A 26,138-nucleotide genomic window follows, 5' to 3' on the forward strand; every position below is an offset into this window, starting at 1 on the left:
AGGAACCCGAGTAAAACGAACCCAGGAAAACTTACAAGTAATATAAGGACTCTAACATTCGCAGGTAAAATTCCTTTAGATCCTGTGCTTGATGCAGTATTTTTTTCCATAACAAAAGTGTATTTTTAGATTGTTAGAAAACAAGCTATCATCATCAGAGAAGCAGCACAAGCGACGCATTATGTTTAAATTGTCATCGAATTCAGAAGTCAGATTTTTGCTACTAATGAGTGGTTCTATTATGTTAGCGATGATCCCTTTTGTATTTATTCGTTTTTTTCAACATGATTACCCAGTCGCATTTTTAAACCTGACGTCTGCAATTTTAACGGGTAGTTCGTTTTTTGTTGTACTAATTACTAAAAAAACCGAAATGGCAAAAATAAGCCTTTCAATTGTGTGTTTCATTTTAGCGATAACCACCACAATTTTAAAAGGTTGGCATCAAATTATCTGGGTATATCCAGTACTCACATTATTTTTTGCGGTATTAAAGCCAACCCGTGCATTACAAGTTTCTATAGTCTTAATTATTTCCATCAGTTTTCTTATTTACACAAAAGTTAGCAATTTATATGTATTGGGATTCATAGTATCTGCTACCGCGACTATGATTTTTGCCTTTGCATTTACCTCACAAATGCATAGCCAATCAGACATACTTAAAGACTTGGTAATCAAGGATCCTCTAACAGGCATCGCTAATAGAAGAGCTTTTGAAGAAGACATGAAAAAATATTCCGAGCAAATGAAAAATGGCACTATGCAAAGTGCTGCTATGGTAATGCTGGACATTGATTACTTTAAAAAAATAAATGATGACTTTGGGCACAGCGTTGGGGATTTATTGTTACGTGAATTTGCCATGGCAATCATTGCCAAAATAAGAAAAAAGGATAGCCTTTATCGCCTAGGTGGCGAAGAATTTGTGGTCCTTTTACCTCATACTGATAGCAAAGAAGCCTTTATCATAGCAGAAGGTTTACGCATTGAAATTGAAAACACAGATTGGTCCGATCCCAAATTATTTATTACGGTATCTTTAGGCGTTGCCGAATGTATTGCAGGACAAAACGTATGGGGATGGTTTGAAAGAGCTGATAAGGCGATGTACAAAGCTAAAAAAGAAGGTAGAAACAAGAGCATTCAATGCAATGAAATAAAAAAAAGCATCGAACAATAAGCTCGATGCTTTAATGTCTTATATAAATTTACAGTTTGCTTTCTAATTCTGGAAGCACTTCGAAAAGATCTCCCACTAAACCGTAATCCGCCACCTGAAAAATTGGCGCTTCTTCATCTTTGTTAATAGCAACGATGACTTTAGAGTCTTTCATACCAGCAAGATGCTGAATAGCACCAGAAATCCCAACTGCAATGTAAAGTTGAGGCGCAACAATTTTACCCGTTTGACCAACTTGCATATCATTAGGTACAAAACCAGCGTCTACGGCCGCTCTGGAAGCGCCAATAGCCGCTCCAAGCTTGTCAGCTATACCATTTAACAGTGAGAAGTTTTCGCCATTTTGCATGCCTCTTCCACCAGAGATAATGACATCAGCAGCGGTTAGTTCTGGACGCTCAGACTTAGTCAACTCTTCACCAACAAAGCTAGATTTACTTGTGCCTGCATCCACTGAAATTGCTTCAACTGAAGCTGAGCCGCCATTTTCGGCGGCATCAAAGGCCGCGGCACGCACTGTCACCACCTTTTTATCATCTTCACTTTGTACTGTAGCAATCGCATTGCCTGCGTAAATTGGACGCACAAAGGTGTCGGCCGATTCTACGGCAATAATATCGGATATCTGCGCCACATCTAATAAAGCAGCAACCCTTGGCATAAAGTTTTTGCCTGTGGTGGTAGCTGCTGCGAAGATATGCGTATAATCATTTGCTAGATCAACTACGACCTTGGCAACAGTTTCTGGTAACTGGTGTTCGCATTCTGCTGAGTCAACAACAAGAACTTTATCTACACCTGTTATTTGCGCTGCCGCTTGGGCAACTGAATCACAATTTGCGCCCACGACTAACACTGTGACACTGTCACCAACAGCAGTTGCAGCGGTTACCAGTTTGTTGGTTTCTGTTTTTAAACTACTATTATCGTGTTCGGCATATACTAAAACTGTCATTTAGATCACCTTCGCTTCATTTTTTAACTTTTCAACTAATTCATCTACGTCTGCGACCTTAATACCACCTTGTCTTTGCGGTGGCGGCGTTACTTTTAAGGTTTTCACTTTAGATTCTAATGCAACACCCATATCAGCAGCAGATTTCACATCTATGGGTTTTCTTTTCGCTTTCATAATGTTAGGTAAGGATGCATAGCGAGGTTCATTTAATCTAAGATCAGTAGTAACAACTGCTGGTAAGCTTAGAGATACCGTCTGCAAACCACCATCGATTTCACGAGTAACCTCTACCTTACCTTCTTCTACTACCACTTTAGAGGCAAAAGTGCCTTGTGGCATATCCGTTAATGCTGCGAGCATTTGCCCAGTTTGGTTATTATCTGAATCAATTGATTGCTTACCTAAAATAACTAAATCAGGCGCTTCTTCTTCAACCACTTTCTGTAGCAATTTCGCTACTTGCAGCGAATCAAGTGCTACATCAGTTTCAATATGAATACCACGGTCAGCACCAAGGGCTAAGCCCGTACGAATTTGTTCTTGGCAGGTTTTTTCACCAATAGAAACCACTATAATTTCAGTTGCTATGCCTTTTTCTTTAAGGCGAACAGCTTCTTCAACAGCAATTTCGCAAAACGGGTTAATCGCCATTTTCACGTTGTTTAAATCAACACCGCTATTGTCTGGCTTCACTCGCACCTTAACGTTGTAGTCTATTGCGCGTTTAACCGGAACTAATATCTTCATAGTTACCCCTGTATTTGTTTACTGTATGGACAGTAATTTAAATATTCATTTTATCAATTGCATATAGTTATGAAAAAAAATATTAATCGCTAAACTAGATGCTATAAGGATATTTACCTGCTTTGCAGGTAAATTCGAATAGGTCGCAATCTTACGACAGTTGACGTAAACTTCAACCTACTTTACCTTTTGTCGCACACATAAATTTTACATTGTTTTGACGACTTGTAATATTCGTTTGGCGAATATTAACCAATAAACGACAAGCAATGTTGATTGAGTCTAATGTTAAATTGCGATTCACGATCAGCCTAAAGAGTGGAGATCACCGTGGAAAGAGAAGTAATGGAATTTGATGTTGTTGTCGTTGGCGGCGGACCATCTGGACTTTCAACAGCTATTAAACTTAAACAGTTAGCAAATGAAAACAATACTGAATTAAATGTTTGTGTAATTGAAAAAGGATCTGAAATAGGCGCACATATTCTCTCTGGTGCTGTTTTTGAACCTAAAGCACTAAATGAATTAATTCCCAATTGGCAAGAACTCGGCGCCCCGGTCTCTACCAAGGTAACTGAAGATCACATTTATTTGTTAAATAGTGAAAGCAAAGCAACACGTTTACCTAATTTCATGACACCTAAAACCATGCATAACAGCGGGAATTATATTGTCAGTATGGGTAACTTATGCCGCTGGCTTGCAGAACAAGCTGAAACGCTTGGGATAGAAATCTACCCAGGATTTGCTGCGGCTGAAGTACATTATGATGAGGATGGAAAAGTAGCTGGCGTTATCACTGGAGAGATGGGCCGCAAGGCCAGTGGCGAAGAAGGCGCTGATTTTGTTCCTAGCATGCTATTGTCTGGAAAATATACTGTGTTTGCTGAAGGCTGTAGAGGTCATCTTGGTAAACAATTGATCAGCAAATTTGCTTTAGATAAAGATGTTTCACCACAACATTACGCTATTGGATTTAAAGAAATCTGGGATATACCGGCCGAACAGCATCAAGAAGGGCTAGTGGTTCACACCGCGGGTTGGCCGTTATTCGACGCAACCGGTGGTAGTTATCTATATCATGCGGAAAATAACCAAGTGTTTGTTGGATTAATTGTCGACCTTAACTACCAAAATCCTCATTTAAGTCCGTTTGATGAATTCCAACGTCTGAAGCATCATCCTGTCATTGCTGAAACCTTAAAAGGTGGCACTAGAGCGAGCTATGGTGCTAGAGCTATTGCCAAAGGTGGTCTTCAAAGTCTCCCTAAAATGACTTTCCCTGGTGGTATGATGGTCGGTTGTAATGCTGGTACGCTTAACTTTTCGAAGATTAAAGGTAATCACACCGCAATGAAATCAGGCATGATAGCGGCAGAATGTATTTTCGAGTTGCTACAATCTGGTAAAACCGGTGAAGAACCAACTATTTACACCGAAAAATTTGAGCAATCTTGGGTGTATGATGAACTTTACCGTTCACGTAATTTTGGTTCTGCCATCCATAAATTTGGTAATTTCGTCGGCGGCGCATATAACACCCTAGACCAAAATTTCTTCGGTGGAAAATTGCCGTTTACCTTTACAGATACCAAACCCGATTACGCATGTCTGAAAACAGCAGCTGAAATGCCTAAAATTGAGTATCCTAAACCTGATAATACATTGAGTTTTGACAAGCTATCTTCGGTATTTATTTCCAATACAAACCATGAAGAAGACCAACCTTGTCACTTAAAATTAAAAGATCCAAGTATTCCAATTTCCGTAAACTTATCTAAATACAATGAACCTGCACAACGGTACTGCCCAGCCGGTGTTTACGAAGTTGTTGAAGAAGGCGATGAGAAAAAATTTCAGATTAATGCGCAAAACTGTATTCACTGTAAAACCTGTGACATTAAAGAGCCAAATCAAAACATCAATTGGGTTGTACCTGAAGGTGGTGGTGGTCCAAATTACCCTAATATGTAAGGACAGTTTTGACACAAAGTTCTCTTAATTATGAATTAGTAAATAAGCAACAAGGCGATTCTATATCGCCTTGTTTAGTGCTTATCCATGGCCTTTTCGGCAGTTTAGATAATTTAGCTGTTATTCGGCGCCATTTTGAAGATAAATATTCTGTATTGAGTATCGATCTTCCTGATCATGGCAAATCATACCGCAGTGACACCTTCAGTTTCGATGATTATGCGCAAAGTATTTGCTCTCTTATTCAAAGTTTAGAACTAACACAAGTATACCTTGTGGGCCATTCTTTGGGCGGCAAAGTTGCTATGTTGGTGGCCCATAAAATACCAGACATTGTTAAGCGTTTGGTAGTAATGGATATTGCGCCAGTGGCATATTCTCCGCGCCATCAAAATGTTTTGAACGGGCTGAATAATGTTAAGCTTGATCAAATATCCGATCGAAAAGATGCTCAAAAACAACTTGCTGAATATGTGCAAGATTCTGGAACTCAAGCCTTTCTATTAAAAAGCTTATATCAAAATGAAAGTGGACATTGGCAATGGCGTTTTAATGTTTCATTGATTGAAAAAGACTATGACAAACTTAGCGCTTGGACGGAAACTGAAAATCTCTACTCAGGCCCTACACTCTTCATTAAAGGCGCTGAAAGTGATTATATTCTTGCTGAACATCAAGATACCATTATGCGACAACTTCCCAATGCTTCAGCAAAAATTGTACAAGCAGGTCATTGGCTTCACGCGCAAAAACCACAGGTAATTAACGCATTAATTACAAATTTTTTACCTGAAAAGGATAATTGACATTTTTTTCGCCGATAACTTGCGTTTTCGTAGAAAAAGTCTTTGATTATGCTAGTATTCGCGCTCTTTATTAAGAGGTTGTGTAGATGTCTCCAGAGACTTTTCAAACATTAGAATCGATAGCCCTTGATGTCGCTTTAGTTGTTTTATTCATACTAATGTTTTTTGCTGTCCATGATGTAATGAAAAAAAATGACGTTCCTGTGTATGGTCGATTGGTCGCCTATGGCGTATTAGGGCTAGGTGCGTTAGGATTCGCAATCAAAGGCATTATTAAATTAGTTTACGGTATTTAAATTAGCGTTTTTCGAGGTATGTAAATGGCAAGTGTTGGATTATTCTTTGGTAGTGACACAGGTAACACTGAACATGTAGCAAAAATGATTCAGAAAGAACTAGGCAAGCATCTAATTGATGTGCATGACATTGCAAAAAGCACTAAAGAGCAAATTGCCGAATTTGACCTGCTAATTTTTGGTATTCCCACCTGGTATTATGGTGAAGCCCAATGCGATTGGGATGACTTTTTCCCAGAATTAGAAGAAATTAATTTTGAAGATAAGCTTGTAGCGATCTTTGGTTGCGGTGATCAAGAAGATTATGCTGAATATTTCCTCGACGCCATGGGCATGATACGCGATATTGTTGAACCTAAAGGCGCAATAATTATTGGTCATTGGCCGACAGATAGCTACGAATTCGAAGCATCTAAAGGCATGGCTGATGACGACCACTTTGTGGGTTTAGGCATCGACGAAGATAGACAACCTGAGCTTACTGATGAACGTGTAATTAAGTGGTGCGCACAAATTCGCGAAGAAATGTGTTTATCTGAACTTGAATAATTAATGAAAACATCTGGCTTCTTCTTAGAAGCCAGACAATTACCTAGCTTGTATTTAGTCCAACCCCACAATATTAACCTCTGCTAATGACTGTTAATATCGCTAAAATAAATCGGTACGCTTTTCCTTTAAGCCACACCACATAAATTCATTAATTGTTGCACCTAAGATATTTCAATACTTACCGAAGATTGCTATTCTGACCTTGCTCCAATTCCTATAACAATAACGAGACAGATCTATGAAAAAACGCTTAATTGCGGTTGGCTTGTTTTGCTCATTGCAAGTCAACGCGAGTCTATTAATGAAGCCTACCTATCATCCTGATATCGACTATCAAGGGAAAATTTTAACCGGGGATTATGTATCGACATTGACCCCTCCAGAACAAATATTAGGTTTTGAAGTAGGTCAAAGAGTTGCCGACCCAGCGCAAATTAGCCAAGCATTAAAAACCTGGGAAACTCAAACCGATCGCTTGCACTTAGTTGAATATGCAAGAAGTCATGAAAACCGTCCTTTGTACGCCGCGTTTATTTCAAGTCCAAAGAATTTAAATAATCTTGAAGCCATCAAAACCAAGTTAAATCAACTAGCTGATCCACGTAGCATCAATGACGGTGATGCAAAAAAAATCATTGATGAGTTACCGGCAATCGCCTGGATGGCCTATTCCATTCACGGTAATGAAACCTCTGGCGCCGATGCTGCATTAGCTGCCATTTATCATTACCTAGCAGAGCAAGGTGACGATGTGTCTAAGATGCTAGATGATATGATCATCATCATAGACCCAATGATGAACCCTGATGGTCGAGCTAGATTTGCCAAGTCGCTGGAGCAATATAGAGGAACAGCGCCAAATGTAGACGATCAATCCTTGTTGCATAGAGGCGATTGGCCTTATGGACGCACTAACCATTATTTGTTCGATCTGAACAGAGATTTCGTTTACTTAACACAGCCTGAAACCAAAGGTCGAGTGGCGCTGATTAACAAATGGCGTCCGCAGTTAATGATTGATGGTCATGAAATGGGCTCTCAGGACACTTTTTTAATGGGCCCTCCTCGACAACCGTTAAACTTCAACATAGCCCCTAGCGTGCAAAAATGGGCGAATAACTTCGCTCAAGAGCAAGCAGAGGCTTTTGACGCAAAAGGTTGGCGTTACTATAACGGTGAATGGTTTGAAAACTGGTATCCTGGATATTCAAACTACGCTGAATATCGAGGTTCTATGCATATTCTTTATGAACAATCACGGATGGCAGAAGATGGCGTAAAACGTCCTGAAGGCACAATCCAAACATATAAAGAATCTGTACATCATCAGTTTGTGAGTACCATAGCCAACCTTGAATCACTGCAAAAATATTCTAAAGAAATGTACAAAGACTATTGGCAAGACCGCAAAATGTTAGTGTCTAGCAAAAGTCCATTTGCTGATAAAGCCTTTGTCATTATGGCCAACGACAATCATAGCCGAACGCAATTATTAGTGGAAAAACTGCAAGCTCAAGATATCGAAGTTAAACAAACCACCGAGAAAATGACCTTGCGTGACGCTAAAGACCAATTTGGCGACACTGTTGAAAAATTATCGGTACCTGTAGGTAGCATTATCATCAATAACAGACAACCCGAGGCTCGGTTACTTTCTGCTATCATGGAATTTGATGCCAAGCTCAAACCCGAAACCATTCAGGAAGAACGAGCAAAGGTATTAAAAGAAGGCGGTTCTATCATGTATGACACTTCAGCTTGGAACTTCACCATGATGTATGGTTTAGAAGCTTATGAAGTGAGTGAAGAAATTGACAACAAGGTCAAAGATTACACGCCTGTGTCCTTTTCCTCAAATTCAGTCGATACAAACGCCATTGCTTGGTTGGTGGATGGCGCAGACGATAAATCAGTCACCTTTGCGGCACGTTTAATGGAATTAGGTGTACAAGTTCGGGTGATAAAAAAAGCCTCCACGTTAAGCGAACAGACCTTCAATCGTGGTACTGTTATTATCACAACCACAGACAATCCGGCTCAAACCAATTTAGCGCAAACAGTTGCTGATATGGCAAACGAGTTAAGTTTACCTTTAGCATCCATTACCAGTGGTTTTGGTGCTGGCGACTTACCTGATTGGGGTGGTGAAAACTTTGTTTTATTACAAAAACCTCAAATTGCCATAGCGTCACAAGCCGGTACCAGCAGCGGTGATGTGGGTTCTACTTGGTGGTCAATTGACAGTAACCTCGGCATTCGTCATTCACATTTGGATTCAAGCGCTTTCGGTTATAGTGATTTGAGACGTTACAATGTCATCATTTTACCTAATCGCTATCGTTTGGATAATGGTGCTGCAGGCGCTTTAAAAGAATGGGTAAGGCAAGGTGGTACCTTGATCACTCATGACAATTCCAGTGCCTTAGTTAGCAAATTAGAGGGTTTTACCGATGTAAAAGTCCTTGCCGACATTTTTGCTGACGCAGAGAAATTCGATACCGCACTACAAAGACGACTTCTGGCCAGAGAAGATTATGCTGTCACTGATAGTTTATCCTCCTCTACCCTATCAACAGACGTCAGTTACCCTTGGGACGAAACGCCAAAAGCGCTGTCTGAAAAAGAACTCGAAAAGCGTGATAAATGGCAATCTTTGTTTATGCCAGCAGGTGCTATGGTCGCCGGTACTGTAGACCAATCACACTGGTTAACCTTTGGTACCAATCCTATATTACCGTTGATGTACGAAGATCAAACCATATTAGTAGCACCAGAGTCAGCAGAATCTGTGATTGATGTAGGCGTTTACCAAGATGATGCAAATGCCGAATACAAAGATGCCCTTGGCTGGTATTCAATTCCAAATGGGCAATCACTTAAGGTTCGCATGAGTGGATTAGTATGGCCAGAAGCTCAACAGCGTATTGCCAACTCTTCATTTCTGACGCGTGAATCAATAGGTAAAGGTCAGGTAATTCAATTTTCTGGACAACCTAACTTTAGGGGAGCAACAAGAGGCACCAATCGCCTTCTGCTAAATGCCATTGTCTACGGACCAGGATTTGGTAGTCGGCCTAAAATTGATCTCTAGGTATTAAAATTAAAAAAGGAGCTAATTAGCTCCTTTTTTTCCCGCTTTTATTTTATTCAAGAGGATGTTTAAAGTTACTTTTAAAGCTGAACGCTTGTGAACTTTCACCATGAGCTCTTAAATAATCTAATTTTTCAAAAGCCTCTTGTACGGTGGGAATATGCCCGTTTGGTACCCACCACAGAACATAAGAAGCTTGTTTAATAGGCTTAAACCATTCTTTTTTACGTTTAAGAAAGTCGATATGATGGGTTTTGAACATAAAACTTTTCAACGACTCAACATTTTCCCAAACCGACATATTGACAATAATATCGGGGTGTCCCTCGACGGATATATCAGTCGCGTCCCCACTGTCATCCTGCAAGCGCCAAACAAAGCCCTCACTGGACTCAGCAATGGCATTGATAGGGTCTAAATTGTTGACAAATTCCATATTAGCTTTTATCGCCTGAACACCTTAACTTCTATAGTAGAGTAGTAAGATTAACTTGTTAAATAATTTAAAATGGGCATTTAGACCCTTTCATCACAGAATGATTATTGTTTCGGAAACTCACTAAATTGCGGTAGATTGTCGGTTATTTCATACCAATCAGCCTTCGAAGCTACATGCATATGGGCTTGTGGCAACAATGATGGACTAGCATCTAATGCGCCATATCTAACATGCACTAACCCAGTTTCAGGTTTTTCCCCATACAAGGTGGAACCGCAATTGTCGCAAAAGCATGATTCCGTTTGTTCACTGCGTTTAAATGATTTGATATTTTCCAAACCCTTAGTTACAGAAAAGTCTTGTTTCACTAACCCTCCGATAGCTGTACCAGACGCCCCTGAGGATTTTCGGCACAGGGAACAATGGCAATATCCAGCATAAAGAAACTTATCCTTCACTGTAAATTCCACTTTACCACAAACACAACTTCCGCTAATTACTGTCATCTTTTCACCCTTTGACTATAAAAATACTAAAATGCCAGCCTTGGCCTACACTTCATATTTACTTGAGCTGTGAAGTATATTTAAAGTATCAGTTTTGTCAAATGGATTTTCGAGGCATTCGTTAAGCAAATTTATTCTTTGGATAAAAATGCTTCCTTTTCAAAACTATTATTATTAGCCCTATAAGTCCTAAAATACTGCCAATTGGAATCATGAATACTAGCAATGTCGAACTCGTAAGAGTGATCCAGAATAACCAATATGGTCTATATCTGCAGACTGTAATTGCAATCAATAAAAGTACTAAACCTGGAAAACACATGACTAAACCAAGAACTGTCGTTACCAATGCTGAAGACAAGCCTGCGGCCATCAATTTGGGATCGCCAGTACCTGCTACGGTAATCTCTTGAAACAAATTATAAATCGCGTAAAAGGTATTAGCGATTCCCCACGGCAGTGCTAATAAAAACACAACACCTAAAATTGCTACATATTTACCTATATCCTGTTTATTCATCCGCTAATCCTTGCAAAATTACAAAACCTTTAAAAACGTGGGACAAACCAGAGATCGATTTTTCTTACGTGAAAGTTCTCGTTTCAAATTTATTAGAGCTGGGGAAAGCATCTGGCACTTAACTGGCGAATAAGTCTGAAATAATAAATAGAGCTTAATAGAGAAGCTGCCTGCGTTTTTCTGTCCCAGCGAGCTTGCGGGTGCTCTAATGCGATTGTGTGCATTTTAGATTCTTAAACTTGATCGCCACATAAGCAGCTATCGGGGCGAGTGCAAGCAACGAAATTGACTCTGAATTTTTACCAACAACAAACAGGATAATACTCCCTGTAATACTAATAACTGCAATACCCGCCCACCCGATGCTGACCATTAGCAACTTTTCAACGTTATATTCTGCTTTCCACAAGCGTAGCGACAATATACTAAACACCAATAACATCAACATTGGCAAGTAAATTGATAATAATTCCATTTAGTTATCCTTAAGCAAATAACACCTAATTAGCGAGCACCTCGCGCATACACAAACTTGGTGTAGATTCTCCACTAATAATTCGTTTATCTAAAGAATTGTTTTACAACATTTAATTTTGCAAGATCAACTTTAGTTGAGGTGGTTTAGCGTTGGAATTCGCTTGGCTGTATTTAGCAGCGTTATAAGCAAAGATACAGTGATAGGTTTATTAAGTGTTTAAATCGACATTTTTAGACAAATTAAAAGTCGATTATTAGGCTAGTCTAAACTGTTTCACTGCATCTGAAAGCTCATTTACCAAGTATTCAATTTGGTGAGTGGCATCGTTTGATGCCTGAGTGCTATCAGCACTGTCTTTACTTAAATGCACTATGGTTTCCAATCGTTCAACCATTTGTGCTAAAAGCTCATCTTGTTGTTGACTGTCCGACACAATTTGACGGTTTACATTGGCCAACTCTTGAATTAAGTTCTTAATCTGAGATACCTGAGTAGATACCTGCTGTGTGATCTCAACCCCTTTTTCTACCTGTTCTTCTCCTCGGTTCATGGCGCTTATAGCCTGTTTAGCATCTCGTTGTAATGAGGCAATCATATTTTCAATTTCTTCGGTAGAATCATGAGTGCGAGTTGCTAAGGTGCGCACTTCATCAGCAACCACGGCGAATCCCCTGCCTTGTTCACCCGCTCGTGCGGCTTCAATTGCAGCATTCAACGCCAGTAAATTGGTTTGTTCAGCGATGGTTTTAATCACATCCAGAATACTACCAATCTTTTCTGTATTTTCACCTAAGCGATTGACAATGGCTGCGGATTCTTTGGCATGAGCCGACTGCTCTTGCATCTGCTGAGAACTGCTGTTTGAAAGAGTCATTACACTTTCGCTTTGCTGTAATGCTTCAACAAGGTGTTTATCCGCCATCGATATTTGTTCTACGTTAGACACACTTGTTTGTCTGACTCTATTGGTGTTTTCAAAAGTGGCATCAATTTGCTCTTGCTGCTGAGCAACTTGAGCTAGTGACTTGTCTCCCATGTCTACACTTTTTACCATGACTTCTCGTAACAATTGCTCTTTTTCTTTTATCCCTGCAATTAAGGTGTTCAGTGATGCGATCAGACTATTAATACTTTTTGCCAAGATTGAAAATTCATCGTTAGATTCTTCGTGAAGTTTTTGCGTTAAATCACCTTCACTGACTAATGCCAGTTTTTCATTTACGTAAGATAAAGGTTTTGAAATGCTGCGCGTAGCGATTACTGCCAACACTATAGTTGCAATTAAGCCAAACACTGATGCGATGGCACTTTTAATAACATTACTTTGCACTGAAGACAGAATAGATTCTTGGCCATTCAATGTGTCAGTATCAACAATCCTGGCTAACTCGCTGAGTTCAGTAATGGCATCGTTCACTGCCATTTTAGTGCTATCACTGTGTTGTTTAGCTTGTTCCAAGTAAGCCATTTGGGCTCGTTTTTCTGCAAAAACACCTTGCTCACCAGTCAATGCGTTAATCATATTCATGTGTTCAGTATCGAACATTACGAAAATGCCTTCATCATCGATATTGCTGGCAATTCGTTTGGCGTAGTCGACATCCACTTGTACATTGCTGATGTTATATTCAATATCACCTATGTTTTGTTCTACTTTTTCAGGGTTAAATGAATTGACTAATTCTTCAATGGTGTTGAGCATTACGCTCAATTTATTGTCGATATTATTGGTCATACCTAGTAGATTTTGAAAGTCTGCAGAGTCATTTTCTAAATAACTTAAATCTAGCATTAAGGCACTGGCTTCATTGGTATGGTTTAAAGCATTAGTTGCTACTTTTTGTAAATTATCTGTGCTTGATATCACGTCAAATTTCGCTTGGAACATGTTCAAGCTTGCCTGCTGATACTGGCTAGAGGTGGTTTCTATCTGTTTGACTATGCCAATATTTTGCTCGTCTACCAAGGTCTTTAAGCTCGCTAAAATACTGCTATATTGGTTAAACTCCGAGTCAAAGTCAGATTTATATTTTTTAATTAAAGATAAATCTTGCTCATAATAGGCATTGGTTGTTATGGTGCCGAGTCGCAAAATTTCGAGATTTAAACTGGCAACTTTACGTTGAATTGGCATTTTCACAAAAGCCACTTCCTGAGCTGAATGTCTAATTTCGTATAAACCGAGATAAGATAATCCACTCGTCAGTAGTAAAAGGAAGGCAAGTAGACCAAATCCTATGATCATTTTTTTTACGACTGTTAATTGCATACTCCGAAGCTCAACTAAATTAAAATGGCTTTATCGTTATTATATTTACGGCAATTAGTGTTAAATCTTTAAATCTTCCTTATAATAAGCGAAGCTTTTTAAATGACAGGACTATCATGGATCAAAATAGAGAATTAAAAAAAGCGGGACTAAAAGTTACTCTTCCTAGGCTTAAAATCCTTGAAATACTGCAAGAACCGGAAAATCAGCACATTAGTGCTGAAGATGTTTACAAGAAACTTATCGATCTTGGCGAAGAAATTGGTTTAGCCACTGTTTACCGAGTATTAAACCAGTTTGATGATGCTGGTATTTTGAATCGTCACCACTTTGAAGGTGGTAAATCCGTTTTTGAAATTAGCCATAAAGCTCACCACGACCACCTCGTTTGCTTAAAATGTGGCAAGGTTATCGAGTTTGAAGACGAAGTTATCGAAAAACGACAAGAAGAAGTGGCTAAGGCCAATAACATGAAGTTGACCCACCATAGCTTATATCTTTACGGTGAATGTACTGACGGAAATTGTGACGCAGATCTTTAATCTGCGTCTTTCATCGAATCGTTATCTACACAAAAACATCAAACTTATGCCTATTGTAGGCACGTTGCGCTCGTAACCACATTTCACCTGGTTTGCCCTCGCCTATCACAGTATCGTCCACTTTCACCACAGCGCCGATTTCTTTGCTAGAACTGGTAATCCAAACTTCGTCTGCTTGTTTAATTTCGTCCATTTCAATGGCTCTTTCAGTTACCTTAAATCCACCTTCACGTTTTAATGCTTCCAAAATAATATGGCGTGTAATTCCGGGCAATAACTGGTTATCTAGCGGTGGCGTTAGGATTTCATCATTTTTAACAATAAACACGTTACAAGCTGCCGCTTCGGTAAGTTGCCCATGGCGGTTATGCAAAAGCACTTCATCAACACCTTCATTTTGCCCTTCTTGGAAATGCATAACATTCCCAAGTAACGAGGTCGATTTAATGTGACAACGCTGCCAGCGTAAATCTTCTTTGGTCGCTACAACAAAGGTTTTGGCTTTGTCTCTATCTAATGTAGTTGATGGCGCAATTTCAAACCCATAGGCAAACACAGTAGGCGTAACGCCCTTAGGATAAGCATGAAATCTTTTACTGTCTGCGCCTCGACTTATGTGGATGTATATTCCAATCGCTTCTTGTTCAAATGGTGCTAAAAGCGAATCGACAATTTTGCGCCATTCGACCAGATCAATTTCGTAATTGATGTTTATTTCATTTAGCCCACGTTGCATTCTTGCCAAATGCAATTCCAAACCCACCGTCTTTTTATTGTAAGATGGAATAACTTCATAAATCCCATCACCAAACAAAAATCCCCTGTCCATTGGCGAAATTTTGGCATTTTCTAACGGTAAGAATTTTCCATTTAAAAAAACGTCATGCATTTATGTGTGCCCTTATTGATGAATTGTCCGATTTACACTTTGTATATTTAATAACATATTTTCGGCTAACAGTCGTTGTTGGCGAAATATTTCATTGTCACTAAGTTCAAAAACTATTTTATCCCCTGGTTTTGCCTGCCCTAATCTAGCAAGTCCTAAGCCCCCGACAGCGCCGATTTTGGGATAGCCGCCAATGGTTTGTCTATCCGCCAGTAAAATCATAGGTAGGCCATCTCCAGCAATTTGAATGGCGCCATTACAAATGCCTTCTGACAGCATATTCGTTAGGTTAGAACGAATGTTTTGCCCTGATAATCGAATCCCCTGTTTACCGGATTGAGGGCTGACTTCGTACTCAGAGGACAAAAACAAGGCTTTTTGACCGCGTGAAAAACTTTGGTGTTGATAGCAAAAGTGCACTGGAATAGCCTTATTTGTTAGATTGCTCCATGCCACTAGACTATTTAACATGCAGTTATCTACTGTAAGTGATTTATTGGGCGGCGAAGGTTTAAGCTTAATGATGTCTCGGGACTTTAAACCACTGCCATCCTGATGCAGACCACCTAAGGTTTCTTTTGCTACATCACAACAGCTTCCGTGGACTTCTGGCACTTCAATACTTCCCTGAATAGCCACGTAAAATCGACAAGCGCCGTTAGGTAATATTTTAATTATTTGTGATTGGTTGACCACTAAGGGCTGATTTATTTGATGGGTTTGATTGTCTATTAGTACTTGAGGAATAGTCTGCTCTGACGCATACCCAATAGCGATCACCATTTTTGATTGTGCTTCAAAAATGATACCTCCAAAACTAACTTCTATTGCACTAGCTTCTAACGGATTACCCACTAATGCGTTGGCGAGTTTAAAACTAACCCAATCCATAGCCCCAGACTGACAATATCCTAAATGCTGGGCAAATTGACGGCCCTGATCAACCAATTGAGCATTAAAGTCTACTTGCTTAATTTGCAGCACTGGTCTCACCATTTTTCATTCGATCGTAAGTCGGTAAATCTATTGGATAAAATTCCACATGGTCACCTACAGAAAACCCCTCATGCTTTCTAAGATCAACCGGAGTATAGCCTAAGATTTGCCAGCCCCCTTGAGAGCGTTGTGGATAAATTGCAGTTTGCCGATCAGCTATGGCTACAGCGCCAGCTGGAACATAAGTTCGAGGTGTTTTCAGCCTAGGCGTCGCTATATCACTCATCAATTCACCCAAGTAGGCAAAGTTGGGCAAGAACCCGACAGAAAAAACCCGATAAGGACGTTGTTGATGGCTTTTTATCACCTCTTGCTGAAACATTTTGTGAACATCAGCCACATTTTGTAAATCTAATGGATATTTATCTTCAGGCGCACCATAAAACACTGGGATCTTGTGTGTTTTTCCTAGGTGATTTGATGCAATCAATTGAAGTTCTTTTATCTTGTTGATAACAAAGTAACTATCAACTTGTCGCCAATCAAAATAGATCAATAACGTATCGTAAGATGGCACTAAATCGGTCAGCCATTTAGGAGGTGATGACTTCAGCACTCCGTTTAATAAAGCAACAAGTTCATTTCGTTCGACTAACGCTAGTTTTGGATCTCTGACGCTAACTAATATCGCCTCTTCAGACACAGCTTCAAACCTAAATAACCTATTTTCCATTCAGCATTTGTCTTATTTTTTGCACTACTGATAGAGCTTCAGGATTATCTCCGTGCACGCAAATTGTGTCAGCTTTTAACATGATATGCGTGCCAGCATCGGTTAATACCTGACCTTCTGTAATTAACATCACTGCTTGCTCTAAGGTTTGCTCATTATTGAGAACTGAATTTGGGAAACTACGCGCTTGCAGAAAACCTCTGTCGGTATAACGCCTATCAGCAAAGGCTTCAAACAATAATTCTATTTGGTACTTATTGGCAATTTCTTGATAAGGCTCACGATCGGCTAAGGCTTGAATCATAAGGGGTAATCGCACATAAAATGATGCCATGGCAGCGACTACATCTTCAAAAATGTCTAAATTGCGCATCATATCGTTGTACAAAGCACCATGTGGTTTAACGTAACCTATTTGAGTTTGTTGACATTTGGCCATGCCATCTAGGGTTGCAAGTTGTGCATGCAACATTGCACCTAATTCTTGCGCTGGAATCCTCATACTGCGCCGACCAAATCCTTGTAAATCTGGATACGATGGATGAGCCCCTATTACCACACCGTATAATTTGGCCAATTCAATGGTTTTTTGCATGGTGAGTGCATCACCCGCATGATAGCCACAAGCAACATTGGCCATATCAATATAAGGCATAATGTCGGCATCATGATTGTGTTGCCAATTACCGTAACTTTCGCCTAAATCTGCGTTTAGTTTCATAATCTTAAGTGACCCAATAGCGCTTTAGTTGCTATACTTCTTGTTCGTATTAATAGTAATACTAACATGAGAAATTTTGGATGCTAACGGTAGGTAAAAAAAATCGCGTTAAGGTAACTGAAGTCATGCCCATGGGGGTTATGGCTGTAAGTTTAAATAATCAGCCGGAAACGGTTTTTGTTCCCTATGCGCAGCAAAGTGTTAAGCAAGACGATATTTTAGAAGTCTTTGTGTATTTTAATGAAGACGGTGATTTGCAAGGAAGTTTGGAAGACATAAAACTCAGTGTAGATCAGTTTGCTTCACTTAAAGTTAAATCTATTATAAAGGCCGGTGCTTTTTTGGAGTGGCAACTTAAACCAGATTTATTTATGCCTAGAATCCACATGCATAACCAGATTCATGAGCACATGGCGGTGGTGGTAACTTTATTAAAAGATCCCTTTAAACCTCAATTAATCGCCTCTAGCCAAATTGAAAAACATTTAGCGTCGCCGCCAACAGAATTCAATCCACAAGAACAAGTAGAATTGTTGGTGTACGCTGAAACGCCATTAGGTTTTAAAGCCATTGTTAACCAGAGTTTTGCTGGGCTTCTATATAAAAATGAGCTGTTTAAACCTTTAAGAATTGGTCAAAAACTTGATGGCTTTATTAAACATATTCGTGAAGATGGTAAGGTTGACTTGCAATTACAGCGACATGATAAAAAAGCGCGAAAGTCACTTGCCGACGCTATTATTGATGATCTGCAAGCCCACGGCGGAATTTCAAGCCTAACCGATAAAAGTAGCCCTGAAGATATCCAACATAGATTTAATGTAAGCAAAGGCGCGTACAAAAAAGCCATTGGGGAACTTTATAAATCTCGCAAAATTCTAATTGAAAAAGACTATATAAAATTAGCGGAGAAGTAATGAAAGCAAGAGTAAATTGGCAACCCAGTAAACAAGGCTTAAGTTTTGATTGCACCATGGACACTGGCGAATCTTTGGTTTTAGACGGTAATGGCGAAGCATTGTCGCCAATGCAAGCGGTGCTAATGTCGGTGGGTGCTTGTTCGTCAATAGATGTAGTAGATATCCTGAGAAAATCTCGCTTAGACATTGAACAATGTTACTGTGACTTAAGCGCAGAGCGCGCGGAAAATCCCCCTCGTGTGTTCACCAAGATTCATGCGCACTATGTAGTGAAAGGTACGGATATTAAAGAAAAACAATTAGCAAGAGCCGTGCAGTTATCTGCAGAGAAATACTGTTCGGTAATGCTAATGTTAACAGGCAAAGTTGACGTAACTACCAGTTATGAGCTCATTTAACGGTAATAAAGTTGTTCTACTCACACTAGCTTTACTCATATCGGTCACTTTTTTTGTGTTGGGGTATTTGTACGCTGCAAATACCCTTTCGCAGCAACAAAACATTATTGTCCAGACTGAAGATATGAGACAAACACAAGACGCCGTCATTAATTCAAAAACACAAGCGCAAATAAATCATCAAAAAACGGATGATATTAATGAAAATGCTCAAGGGGCATTAGCGCCAGATTCTCAGGTTACAAATGATTCTGACTTACTCGTGATGATTGAGCGACTAAGTCAAACGAGTGACTCGGAAAATTATGAGCAATATAACCAAGAGTTAAAACTGATCATTCAATTTTTAACCGAATTTCCAGAACAAATAGACATCGCAATAGAGTACCTTGATTCAATTCCCTACTATTCAAAAGAATTTTACTTAATTACCAATTTACTAAATCGCTTACCTAATCAAATGGGCGCAATTGCAATGACTGAATTAGCAAAAGATTATGTTGCCCGTGGTGATTCTCGTTCTCAGATAAAATTTCTAAATTTGATTCAAAAAACGCGTGGTGCAAATGACAATCCAGTATTAAAACAAGCTTTACTCAATTTGGCCTTGTATTCAGCTAGGACGCGAAACATTAGATTGGATGCCATTAGCTACATCCAACCTTATGAAATTGAAGAAACCGAAAAGTCTATTCTGGCGACTGAATTGGCGAACATGGCTGAAAATTCTGCTACCAGTGATTTAGATAAGTTGTTACCCCATTTAATTCGGTTTTCCGCGCCGCAAAATCGCTCTGATATAGTAATTAAATACATTCAACAAGATAATCCATCAAATATTCGATTTACTATGTTGAGGAGCATTCAAACTGGTGATATTACTTTAAGTAACCGTTTGCGGGAGACCTTATTTAATATAGCCTTCAACCAAGATGATCACTTGAGCGACAACGCTAAACACTTATTGATGTCAAAATTCGACATTACCCATGAAGAATACCAATTGTTGATGCAAAATTAATTCGAAGTCATTAATTCTTCATTAAAAAACCCCGCCAGTAGCGGGTTTTCTGTAAATGCTATAAAAAGCTTTAATCAAAAGAGAAATATAAAATACCCTGATAACCTTTCGCATAGTTTTCCACTAAATTTTTAGTGCCTTGAGGTCCATGACCTTCAGCGGTTTGGAACTTGGTCCCAATAGGTGTTATCCCATGCAAGAAAGATATGATATCCCCAATAAATAACGTTCAAATGTTTGGTTTTAAAATAGAGACAAAATAATTCAATTTATTTTCTTATACAAAAACTTTACTTCTTTTACTACATCGTTATCTTCTATAGCCACGTACATTGTAAGCTCATTTTCACTGATTTTTTCTAGGGTTAAACCATTGAAGAATACTTTATTAGGCGTCACGCGCACTAAGTTAAATTCAACCGATTTATCTTTTTCTTCCCAACCGCTCAAATCACCATTGAAGTGTTTAAGTCGAAAATTAAGACTGTCATTTTCTTCCACTATGGTTTCAAGCTCATAGAAGATAACCTCGTCATTAACAACCAACTTGAAAGCTCCCATCATGCTACCGCCCAAAGGAGGCGACCAAACTTCTTCTACTATGCCGCCAAAGGCTTCACCGCGCCAGTGGCCAACCAGCCATTCAACAGCGCTTAGATTTGCTTTAGGAGATGTTTGACCTTCTTGCAGAAATTCAATGTTAGGAAAGTCATTAGATGAAAATGCAAATGGGCATATTAATGCTAGAAAGAATAGCGTAATGATCTTTTGTTTCATTGGATGTCCCTATTCAATTGAAATCAATTGTCAGTTAATTAATATCAGTCTAGCTTATTTTTCAGAAGAGTCATCTGAAACAGCATCATTATCGACTTCCACATCAGTATTTGCATCATCATCTTGGTCTTCATCTAAGTTGTCGTCACTTTCATCATCTTCGACTAAGTATTTGCTATCAATTGATTTGGTCGTGCTAACACCTAATTTCTTAAACGACTCCGCTTGGCTAATCAAATTACCGCGTCCGCTGGAGAGCTTTATCATTGCAGCTTCATAGGATTTCGTAGTGGTTTCTAACTGCTTCCCAATTTTTTCCATGTCCATTACAAAATTAGCTAACTTGTCATACATTTTACGGGCTTTTTCAGCGATTTTGGCGGCATTTTGATTCTGGTACTCATATTGCCAAATGTTATGAATAGTTCTAAGTGCAACCAATAAATTGGTTGGGCTCACTAACATTATTTGGTTATCCATAGCCAGCTTGACTAAACTCGGATCGCTTTCAATAGCTGCGATAAACGCCGATTCCACCGGAATGAACATGAGTACATAATCTAAAGTACGGAGTTCTTGTAAATCCTGATAGTCTTTTTTACTTAAGCCTTTAATGTGCCCTTTTAAGGAAGCAACGTGCTCTTTCAAGGCGCGCTCTTTAACGTCTTTATCGGTTGAATTAATGGCTCGTTCATAGGCGATTAAAGACACCTTGGAATCAATGACAATGTCTTTTTCATTGGGCAAATGCACTACTACATCTGGCTGATAGCGTTTTCCTTCTTCATTAGTAGTGGATTTTTGCATTTCATATTCATGCCCATTACGCAAACCTGATTCTTCGAGAATTCTCTCTAATACAATTTCTCCCCAATTTCCTTGTTGTTTGTTGTCACCTTTTAGGGCATTGGTTAAGGCTGCAGCTTCTTCAGTGATTTTCTGATTGAGTTCTTTTAATCCTAGGATTTCAGTTTTCAAAGAGGCTCGTTCTTTCCCCTCAGAAATATATTGTTCGTTAATTTGTCGTTTAAATTCATCAATTTGGTTTTTCAGTGGAGACAATAAGGTGTTTAAACCCGTTTCACTGGTTTTCACGAATTTTTCGGATTTTTGCTCAAAGATTTTATTCGCGATATTCTCAAATTCTGTGCCCAAGCGTTTTTCGGCTTCATTTAAAAGCTGAAGCTTTTCCGCCATATGCTCTCTCTCTTTTTCTACGGCACTTTGCAAAGCTGCCTGCTGCTCAGTAAGTTTGGTATTCGCTGTTATTTGCTCTTGCAGTTTACCCTGAAGATGTTGCTTTTCAGATTGCAACATAGAGATGCTGGCCACCTTTTCGGATAACTCACCTATGCGTCTTTGATTTTGTGTATTTTCATCAATCAGGGTTTGGTTTTTATCCGCAAGTGATGCCAATTTTTGCTCGAACTGGCTGTTTTGTTGCTTGAGGTGTTCTTGTTGCTCAGCAATACGATTGCTAGCTTGTTCAAGTTGATATTCAAGCATCTGCGTTTTCTTCTCTAATTCGTTGAACGCAAATAAGTGTTGCTGCAGTTTATTTCGTTGCACAAATACAAACACCAAGAGTGCCAGTGAAAGCACCGCTAAAGAGGCGACTACTGCCTGAATAACCGGGGGTAAGTTAAGAAAAAGATCCATCTGGATTTTACCTTTTTTGTTTTTAATTTTGGTAAAAAAAAGCCCGTCAAGTTTAGACTAGACGAGCTTATTAGATTAACACAATTTATTTAGAGAGTGCTTGGTCAATCTCTTCGATTTTTGCTTTCCAGATTGCAGGGCCAGTTTCATGGGCATTCGCGCCTGAACTATCCACTGCAACTGTAACCGGCATATCTTCTACTTCAAATTCGTAGATAGCTTCCATACCCAAATCTTCAAACGCCACAACTTTAGCTTTTTTAATTGCTTTGGATACTAGATAAGCTGCTCCGCCCACAGCCATGAGATAAACCGATTTGTGCTTAGCAATACTTTGCACAGTGGCAGGTCCTCTTTCCGCTTTGCCTATGGTGCCAATAATACCGGTTTTTTCTAACATCATATCGGTAAACTTATCCATACGAGTTGCCGTTGTAGGCCCAGCTGGACCAACAGCTTCATCTCCAATGGCATCAACAGGTCCCACGTAATAAATAAATTTATTGGTTAAATCGACCCCTTCAGGTAAACCTTCACCATTTTCAAACATTGTTTGAATACGTTTATGTGCAGCGTCACGTCCGGTTAGCATTTTTCCGCTAAGCAACACAGTTTCACCGACTTTCCAGTCAAGAATATCTTCTTTAGTCAATTCGTCCATATTGACACGGCGAGTGTCTTTACTTAGTTCCCAAGTGACTTGTGGCCAATCTTCCAATTTAGGCGCTTTTAATTCTGCTGGACCACTACCATCTAAGTAAAAATGGGCATGACGAGTAGCTGCACAATTGGGGATCATTGCAATTGGTTTAGAAGCTGCGTGAGTTGGTAATGATTTGATTTTAATATCTACAACAGTGGTCAAGCCCCCTAAACCTTGAGCGCCTATACCTAGAGCATTTACCTTATTGAAGATATCGACTCTTAGTTTTTCTTCCGTTGTTTCAGGACCACGTTCAATAAGCTCATGGATATCTACCGGATCCATCAAGGATTCTTTTGCAAGTACCGCAGCTTTTTCCGCCGTTCCGCCGATACCAATTCCTAACATGCCTGGTGGACACCAACCAGCGCCCATAGTAGGCAAGGTTTTTACAACCCAATCAGCAATATCATCACTTGGATTTAGCATCACCATTTTAGATTTATTTTCTGAACCGCCACCTTTGGCAGCTATCATGACCTCAATCTTGTCACCCGCTACCATATCAATGTGCACGACTGCTGGTGTATTGTCTTTGGTGTTTTTACGTGTTCCCGCAGGATCAGCGACAATGGATGCACGTAACGGATTATCGGCGTTTAAGTATGCTCGACGCGTACCTTCGTCTACCATTTCTTGCACTGTCATATCGGTCTTGTCCCACTGCACTTGCATACCGATTTTTACAAAACAAGTTACTATGCCAGTATCCTGACAAATAGGACGTTTGCCTTCTGCTGACATGCGCGAATTGATTAAAATCTGCGCCATTGCATCTTTGGCTGCTTGGCTCTGTTCTTTATCATAAGCTTTTTCTACCGCTTTAACGTAATCCAAAGGGTGATAATAAGAGATAAACTGGAGCGCATCTTCAATGCTATCGATAAAATCCTGTTGGCGGATAATGGTCATATTGTCCCCATAAACTTGTTGCTATTGATAATTCGCACGTATACTACCGCTAAATGTAATTGTAGCCAACCAATCAAACCACGACTTTGGTGGGTAAATGAATATAAAAACAATAAAAATTACCTCTATTTCCATTTTGCAACCTAATGCTCGAACGCTTTTTAGCCATATTCAGCACCTGCCATGGGCAATGTTACTTGATACTTGTAATAGCCTATTGATCAGTGAGCGTTACGACATACTAGTCTACCAACCAATTGCCACTTATGAATTTAAAAATGGCAAAGGTCAATTTAAGGGGCGTGATGATAGCTTTGATTTTTCGGAATTGGATTTGGCGCCAGACCCGTTTGAGGCTTTGGCTAACTTGCAACAGTATTTTGCTGATCATACTCAACTAGAGATCCCAAGTGACTTACCTTTTATATTAGGCACTATGGGTGCTTTCGGTTATGACATAAACACCCTCACCGATGGCATAGAAGATCCTAATCCAAATGAATATTTGATGCCCGATATCGCAGTTGGTTTGTATGCAAATTCACTTATTGTGGACAAGCAAAAAGGCATTGTTTACCACTGCTCCGTCGAGAATATACAGCCAGATTGGCTTGAACCCTTTTTACATAAACAAAAAGTCCCCAATCAAGGCTTTCATCTAACCAGTGATTGGCATTCCAATATGTCAAAATCGGACTATGTAGCAAAATTTAATAAAATTCAGGATTATTTAAAGGCTGGGGATTGTTACCAAGTCAATTTAGCTCAGAGATTCAGTGCTGAATATGCCGGCAGTGAATGGCAAGCTTATCAGCAGTTAAGTGAAGCCAACCAAGCACCATTTTCTGCGTTTTGTCGATTTGAAAACACTTGCGTATTAAGCCTATCTCCAGAGAGGTTTTTACAACTTAAAAATGGACAGGTAGTAACCAAGCCCATCAAAGGTACACGCAAACGAGATTCCGATCCTAAAAAAGATGCAGCCTTGGCTGAAGAATTATTCAATGCTGAGAAAGATAGAGCTGAAAACTTAATGATTGTTGATTTGTTGCGCAATGACTTAAGCAAACACTGCCAGCCTTTTAGCGTGAAAGTTCCCAAGTTGTTTCACATAGAAAGCTATCCAGCAGTTCATCACCTAGTGAGTACAGTAGAGGGTAAAATTCGAGAAAACACCCATACTTACACCCTGTTAAAAGGTGCATTTCCAGGAGGCTCCATTACTGGCGCACCAAAAGTAAGAGCAATGCAAATTATCCGAGAATTGGAACCGAATAAGCGTAGCATTTATTGTGGTAGCATTGGCTATGTAGGCATTCAAAATGATATGGACACTAGCATTTGTATCCGTACCCTCTTGGCTGAAAATCAGCGTTTGTATTGTTGGGCAGGCGGCGGCATTGTGCTAGACTCAGAAGGTGAAGATGAATTTCAAGAAACCCTGCACAAAGTTGCAAAAATATTGCCTGTACTAAAAGAAAATACCAGTGACGGAATCTGAGTTTATATATGCTTTTAATCAACCTTGGCGCATCAAACGTGATGCTGGAGAACCTTTTCCTCATGCCAAGCGACCCGCCGCAGTATTAATTTGCTTAAACCCAGTTGAAGAAGTCAGTGTAATCCTCACTGTAAGAGCTCGTCACTTAAAACACCATGCAGGACAAATTAGTTTTCCTGGTGGAAAAGTAGAAACCTTTGATAAAAACCTAGTGGATACTGCTTGTAGAGAAGCTCGAGAAGAAATAGGATTATCTACTGAGCAGTTACGTATTATTGGCGCTATGCCCTCTTATCCCACTATAAGTGGATTTGCTGTTACCCCCATTATCGCAAGTTTGCAAAAACCAATCGACATTTCCGAAACCCTAACTATCGATACCAATGAAGTTGAAGAAGTTTTCGAAGTGCCCTTGCGAATATTGATGGATCCTCAAAATTATTTTGTACATGAAATTGAAAGGGATAATCAAAAATATCCGGTGTATTACATACCCCACGAGGGTAAGACTATTTGGGGAGCAACGGCTGGCATACTGGCGCATTTGCGCGACCACGTGAATTTATATAAAGAAATGTTTCAACGCTAGCTAAGAAATTATTATTAG

26 protein-coding genes are annotated in these 26,138 nt (G+C 39.5%); 12 read left to right on the top strand and 14 right to left on the bottom strand.

Going from position 1 to position 26,138, the window contains the following annotated elements; genetic code table 11:
- Window positions 1-181: 181 nt before the first annotated feature.
- Entirely contained in the window at window positions 182-1,183 is a 1,002-nt protein-coding gene (locus ACNKW3_RS00995; protein ID WP_427397418.1) for a GGDEF domain-containing protein, read from the top strand.
- A 28-nt stretch (window positions 1,184-1,211) separates the two neighbouring features.
- On the opposite strand, the gene ACNKW3_RS01000 is transcribed toward ACNKW3_RS00995, so the two are convergent.
- Complete coding sequence (locus ACNKW3_RS01000) at window positions 1,212-2,138, bottom strand: electron transfer flavoprotein subunit alpha/FixB family protein (RefSeq protein ID WP_427397419.1); 927 nt, start codon at window positions 2,136-2,138, stop codon at window positions 1,212-1,214.
- Complete coding sequence (locus ACNKW3_RS01005; protein WP_427397420.1) at window positions 2,139-2,888, bottom strand: electron transfer flavoprotein subunit beta/FixA family protein; 750 nt, start codon at window positions 2,886-2,888, stop codon at window positions 2,139-2,141. It lies immediately after the preceding gene.
- Window positions 2,889-3,218: 330 nt separating this feature from the next.
- On the opposite strand from ACNKW3_RS01005, the gene ACNKW3_RS01010 reads away from it, so the two are divergent.
- The 5 genes from ACNKW3_RS01010 (at window position 3,219) to ACNKW3_RS01030 (ending at window position 9,607) form a co-directional block, all read left to right on the top strand.
- Complete coding sequence (locus ACNKW3_RS01010; RefSeq protein ID WP_427397421.1) at window positions 3,219-4,862, top strand: electron transfer flavoprotein-ubiquinone oxidoreductase; 1,644 nt, start codon at window positions 3,219-3,221, stop codon at window positions 4,860-4,862.
- Window positions 4,863-4,870: 8 nt separating this feature from the next.
- Window positions 4,871-5,668, top strand: a complete 798-nt coding sequence (locus ACNKW3_RS01015) for an alpha/beta fold hydrolase (protein WP_427397422.1) — start codon at window positions 4,871-4,873, stop codon at window positions 5,666-5,668.
- An 86-nt stretch (window positions 5,669-5,754) separates the two neighbouring features.
- Window positions 5,755-5,964, top strand: a complete 210-nt coding sequence (locus ACNKW3_RS01020) for a DUF2788 domain-containing protein (protein ID WP_427397423.1) — start codon at window positions 5,755-5,757, stop codon at window positions 5,962-5,964.
- A gap of 24 nt (window positions 5,965-5,988) precedes the next feature.
- Window positions 5,989-6,513 carry a flavodoxin FldA gene (fldA, locus tag ACNKW3_RS01025; RefSeq protein ID WP_427397424.1) on the top strand — a complete coding sequence of 175 codons (525 nt, stop codon included), beginning with the start codon at window positions 5,989-5,991 and terminating at the stop codon, window positions 6,511-6,513.
- 241 nt (window positions 6,514-6,754) lie between these two features.
- Entirely contained in the window at window positions 6,755-9,607 is a 2,853-nt protein-coding gene (locus ACNKW3_RS01030) for a M14 family metallopeptidase (RefSeq protein WP_427397425.1), read from the top strand.
- Window positions 9,608-9,659: 52 nt separating this feature from the next.
- Here the strand turns inward: ACNKW3_RS01030 and ACNKW3_RS01035 are convergent, their stop codons facing one another.
- From ACNKW3_RS01035 to ACNKW3_RS01055, 5 genes are all read right to left on the bottom strand, one after another.
- Entirely contained in the window at window positions 9,660-10,043 is a 384-nt protein-coding gene (locus ACNKW3_RS01035) for a DUF3291 domain-containing protein (RefSeq protein ID WP_427397426.1), read from the bottom strand.
- Between the two features lie 104 nt (window positions 10,044-10,147).
- On the bottom strand, window positions 10,148-10,552 hold the full coding sequence (locus ACNKW3_RS01040; RefSeq protein ID WP_427397427.1) for a GFA family protein: 405 nt from the start codon (window positions 10,550-10,552) through the stop codon (window positions 10,148-10,150).
- 121 nt (window positions 10,553-10,673) lie between these two features.
- Window positions 10,674-11,072, bottom strand: a complete 399-nt coding sequence (locus tag ACNKW3_RS01045; protein WP_427397428.1) for a MotA/TolQ/ExbB proton channel family protein — start codon at window positions 11,070-11,072, stop codon at window positions 10,674-10,676.
- 205 nt (window positions 11,073-11,277) lie between these two features.
- The gene (locus ACNKW3_RS01050; RefSeq protein ID WP_427397429.1) at window positions 11,278-11,547 is read right to left on the bottom strand and encodes a hypothetical protein; all 270 of its coding nucleotides are present in this window, start codon (window positions 11,545-11,547) and stop codon (window positions 11,278-11,280) included.
- Window positions 11,548-11,803: 256 nt separating this feature from the next.
- Window positions 11,804-13,684: a methyl-accepting chemotaxis protein gene (locus ACNKW3_RS01055; protein WP_427397704.1), complete on the bottom strand. Its 1,881-nt coding sequence runs from the start codon at window positions 13,682-13,684 to the stop codon at window positions 11,804-11,806.
- A gap of 251 nt (window positions 13,685-13,935) precedes the next feature.
- Here ACNKW3_RS01055 and fur point away from each other — a divergent pair, with 251 nt between their 5' ends.
- Window positions 13,936-14,361 (top strand): ferric iron uptake transcriptional regulator, encoded by a 426-nt coding sequence (fur, locus tag ACNKW3_RS01060; protein WP_427397430.1) that lies wholly within the window; start codon window positions 13,936-13,938, stop codon window positions 14,359-14,361.
- A 25-nt stretch (window positions 14,362-14,386) separates the two neighbouring features.
- Here the strand turns inward: fur and ACNKW3_RS01065 are convergent, their stop codons facing one another.
- The 4 genes from ACNKW3_RS01065 to ACNKW3_RS01080 are packed head-to-tail and all read right to left on the bottom strand — an operon-like array spanning window position 14,387 to window position 17,640.
- Window positions 14,387-15,250 carry an aminotransferase class IV gene (locus ACNKW3_RS01065; protein WP_427397431.1) on the bottom strand — a complete coding sequence of 288 codons (864 nt, stop codon included), beginning with the start codon at window positions 15,248-15,250 and terminating at the stop codon, window positions 14,387-14,389.
- Between the two features lie 12 nt (window positions 15,251-15,262).
- Complete coding sequence (locus tag ACNKW3_RS01070) at window positions 15,263-16,234, bottom strand: biotin-dependent carboxyltransferase family protein (RefSeq protein WP_427397432.1); 972 nt, start codon at window positions 16,232-16,234, stop codon at window positions 15,263-15,265.
- Entirely contained in the window at window positions 16,221-16,919 is a 699-nt protein-coding gene (locus ACNKW3_RS01075) for a 5-oxoprolinase subunit B family protein (RefSeq protein WP_427397433.1), read from the bottom strand. The genes ACNKW3_RS01070 and ACNKW3_RS01075 overlap by 14 nt, the downstream gene beginning before the upstream one ends.
- A complete protein-coding gene (locus tag ACNKW3_RS01080; protein WP_427397434.1) occupies window positions 16,909-17,640 on the bottom strand; it encodes a 5-oxoprolinase subunit PxpA in 732 nt (243 codons plus the stop codon). Before ACNKW3_RS01080 ends, ACNKW3_RS01075 begins: the two co-directional genes overlap by 11 nt.
- An 80-nt stretch (window positions 17,641-17,720) precedes the next feature.
- Here ACNKW3_RS01080 and ACNKW3_RS01085 point away from each other — a divergent pair, with 80 nt between their 5' ends.
- The 3 genes from ACNKW3_RS01085 to ACNKW3_RS01095 are packed head-to-tail and all read left to right on the top strand — an operon-like array spanning window position 17,721 to window position 19,979.
- Window positions 17,721-18,557 carry a CvfB family protein gene (locus tag ACNKW3_RS01085; protein ID WP_427397435.1) on the top strand — a complete coding sequence of 279 codons (837 nt, stop codon included), beginning with the start codon at window positions 17,721-17,723 and terminating at the stop codon, window positions 18,555-18,557.
- On the top strand, window positions 18,557-18,958 hold the full coding sequence (locus ACNKW3_RS01090) for an OsmC family protein (protein WP_427397436.1): 402 nt from the start codon (window positions 18,557-18,559) through the stop codon (window positions 18,956-18,958). The genes ACNKW3_RS01085 and ACNKW3_RS01090 overlap by 1 nt, the downstream gene beginning before the upstream one ends.
- Window positions 18,945-19,979, top strand: coding sequence for a hypothetical protein (locus ACNKW3_RS01095; protein WP_427397437.1), 1,035 nt, complete (start codon window positions 18,945-18,947; stop codon window positions 19,977-19,979). The genes ACNKW3_RS01090 and ACNKW3_RS01095 overlap by 14 nt, the downstream gene beginning before the upstream one ends.
- A 264-nt stretch (window positions 19,980-20,243) precedes the next feature.
- Here the strand turns inward: ACNKW3_RS01095 and ACNKW3_RS01100 are convergent, their stop codons facing one another.
- The 3 genes from ACNKW3_RS01100 to ACNKW3_RS01110 all read right to left on the bottom strand — a co-directional run bounded on the left by ACNKW3_RS01100 (window position 20,244) and on the right by ACNKW3_RS01110 (window position 24,030).
- Window positions 20,244-20,756 carry a DUF6265 family protein gene (locus ACNKW3_RS01100; protein ID WP_427397438.1) on the bottom strand — a complete coding sequence of 171 codons (513 nt, stop codon included), beginning with the start codon at window positions 20,754-20,756 and terminating at the stop codon, window positions 20,244-20,246.
- A 54-nt stretch (window positions 20,757-20,810) separates the two neighbouring features.
- Window positions 20,811-22,415 carry a DNA recombination protein RmuC gene (rmuC, locus tag ACNKW3_RS01105; RefSeq protein ID WP_427397439.1) on the bottom strand — a complete coding sequence of 535 codons (1,605 nt, stop codon included), beginning with the start codon at window positions 22,413-22,415 and terminating at the stop codon, window positions 20,811-20,813.
- Window positions 22,416-22,500: 85 nt separating this feature from the next.
- Window positions 22,501-24,030: a fumarate hydratase gene (locus tag ACNKW3_RS01110; protein WP_427397440.1), complete on the bottom strand. Its 1,530-nt coding sequence runs from the start codon at window positions 24,028-24,030 to the stop codon at window positions 22,501-22,503.
- A gap of 97 nt (window positions 24,031-24,127) precedes the next feature.
- Here ACNKW3_RS01110 and pabB point away from each other — a divergent pair, with 97 nt between their 5' ends.
- The gene (gene pabB / locus ACNKW3_RS01115; RefSeq protein WP_427397441.1) at window positions 24,128-25,531 is read left to right on the top strand and encodes an aminodeoxychorismate synthase component I; all 1,404 of its coding nucleotides are present in this window, start codon (window positions 24,128-24,130) and stop codon (window positions 25,529-25,531) included.
- Window positions 25,518-26,120, top strand: a complete 603-nt coding sequence (locus ACNKW3_RS01120; RefSeq protein ID WP_427397442.1) for a CoA pyrophosphatase — start codon at window positions 25,518-25,520, stop codon at window positions 26,118-26,120. The genes pabB and ACNKW3_RS01120 overlap by 14 nt, the downstream gene beginning before the upstream one ends.
- The last annotated feature ends 18 nt before the right edge of the window (window positions 26,121-26,138 follow it).

This window comes from Glaciecola sp. 1036, assembly GCF_050306235.1.
Lineage (GTDB): Bacteria > Pseudomonadota > Gammaproteobacteria > Enterobacterales > Alteromonadaceae > Glaciecola.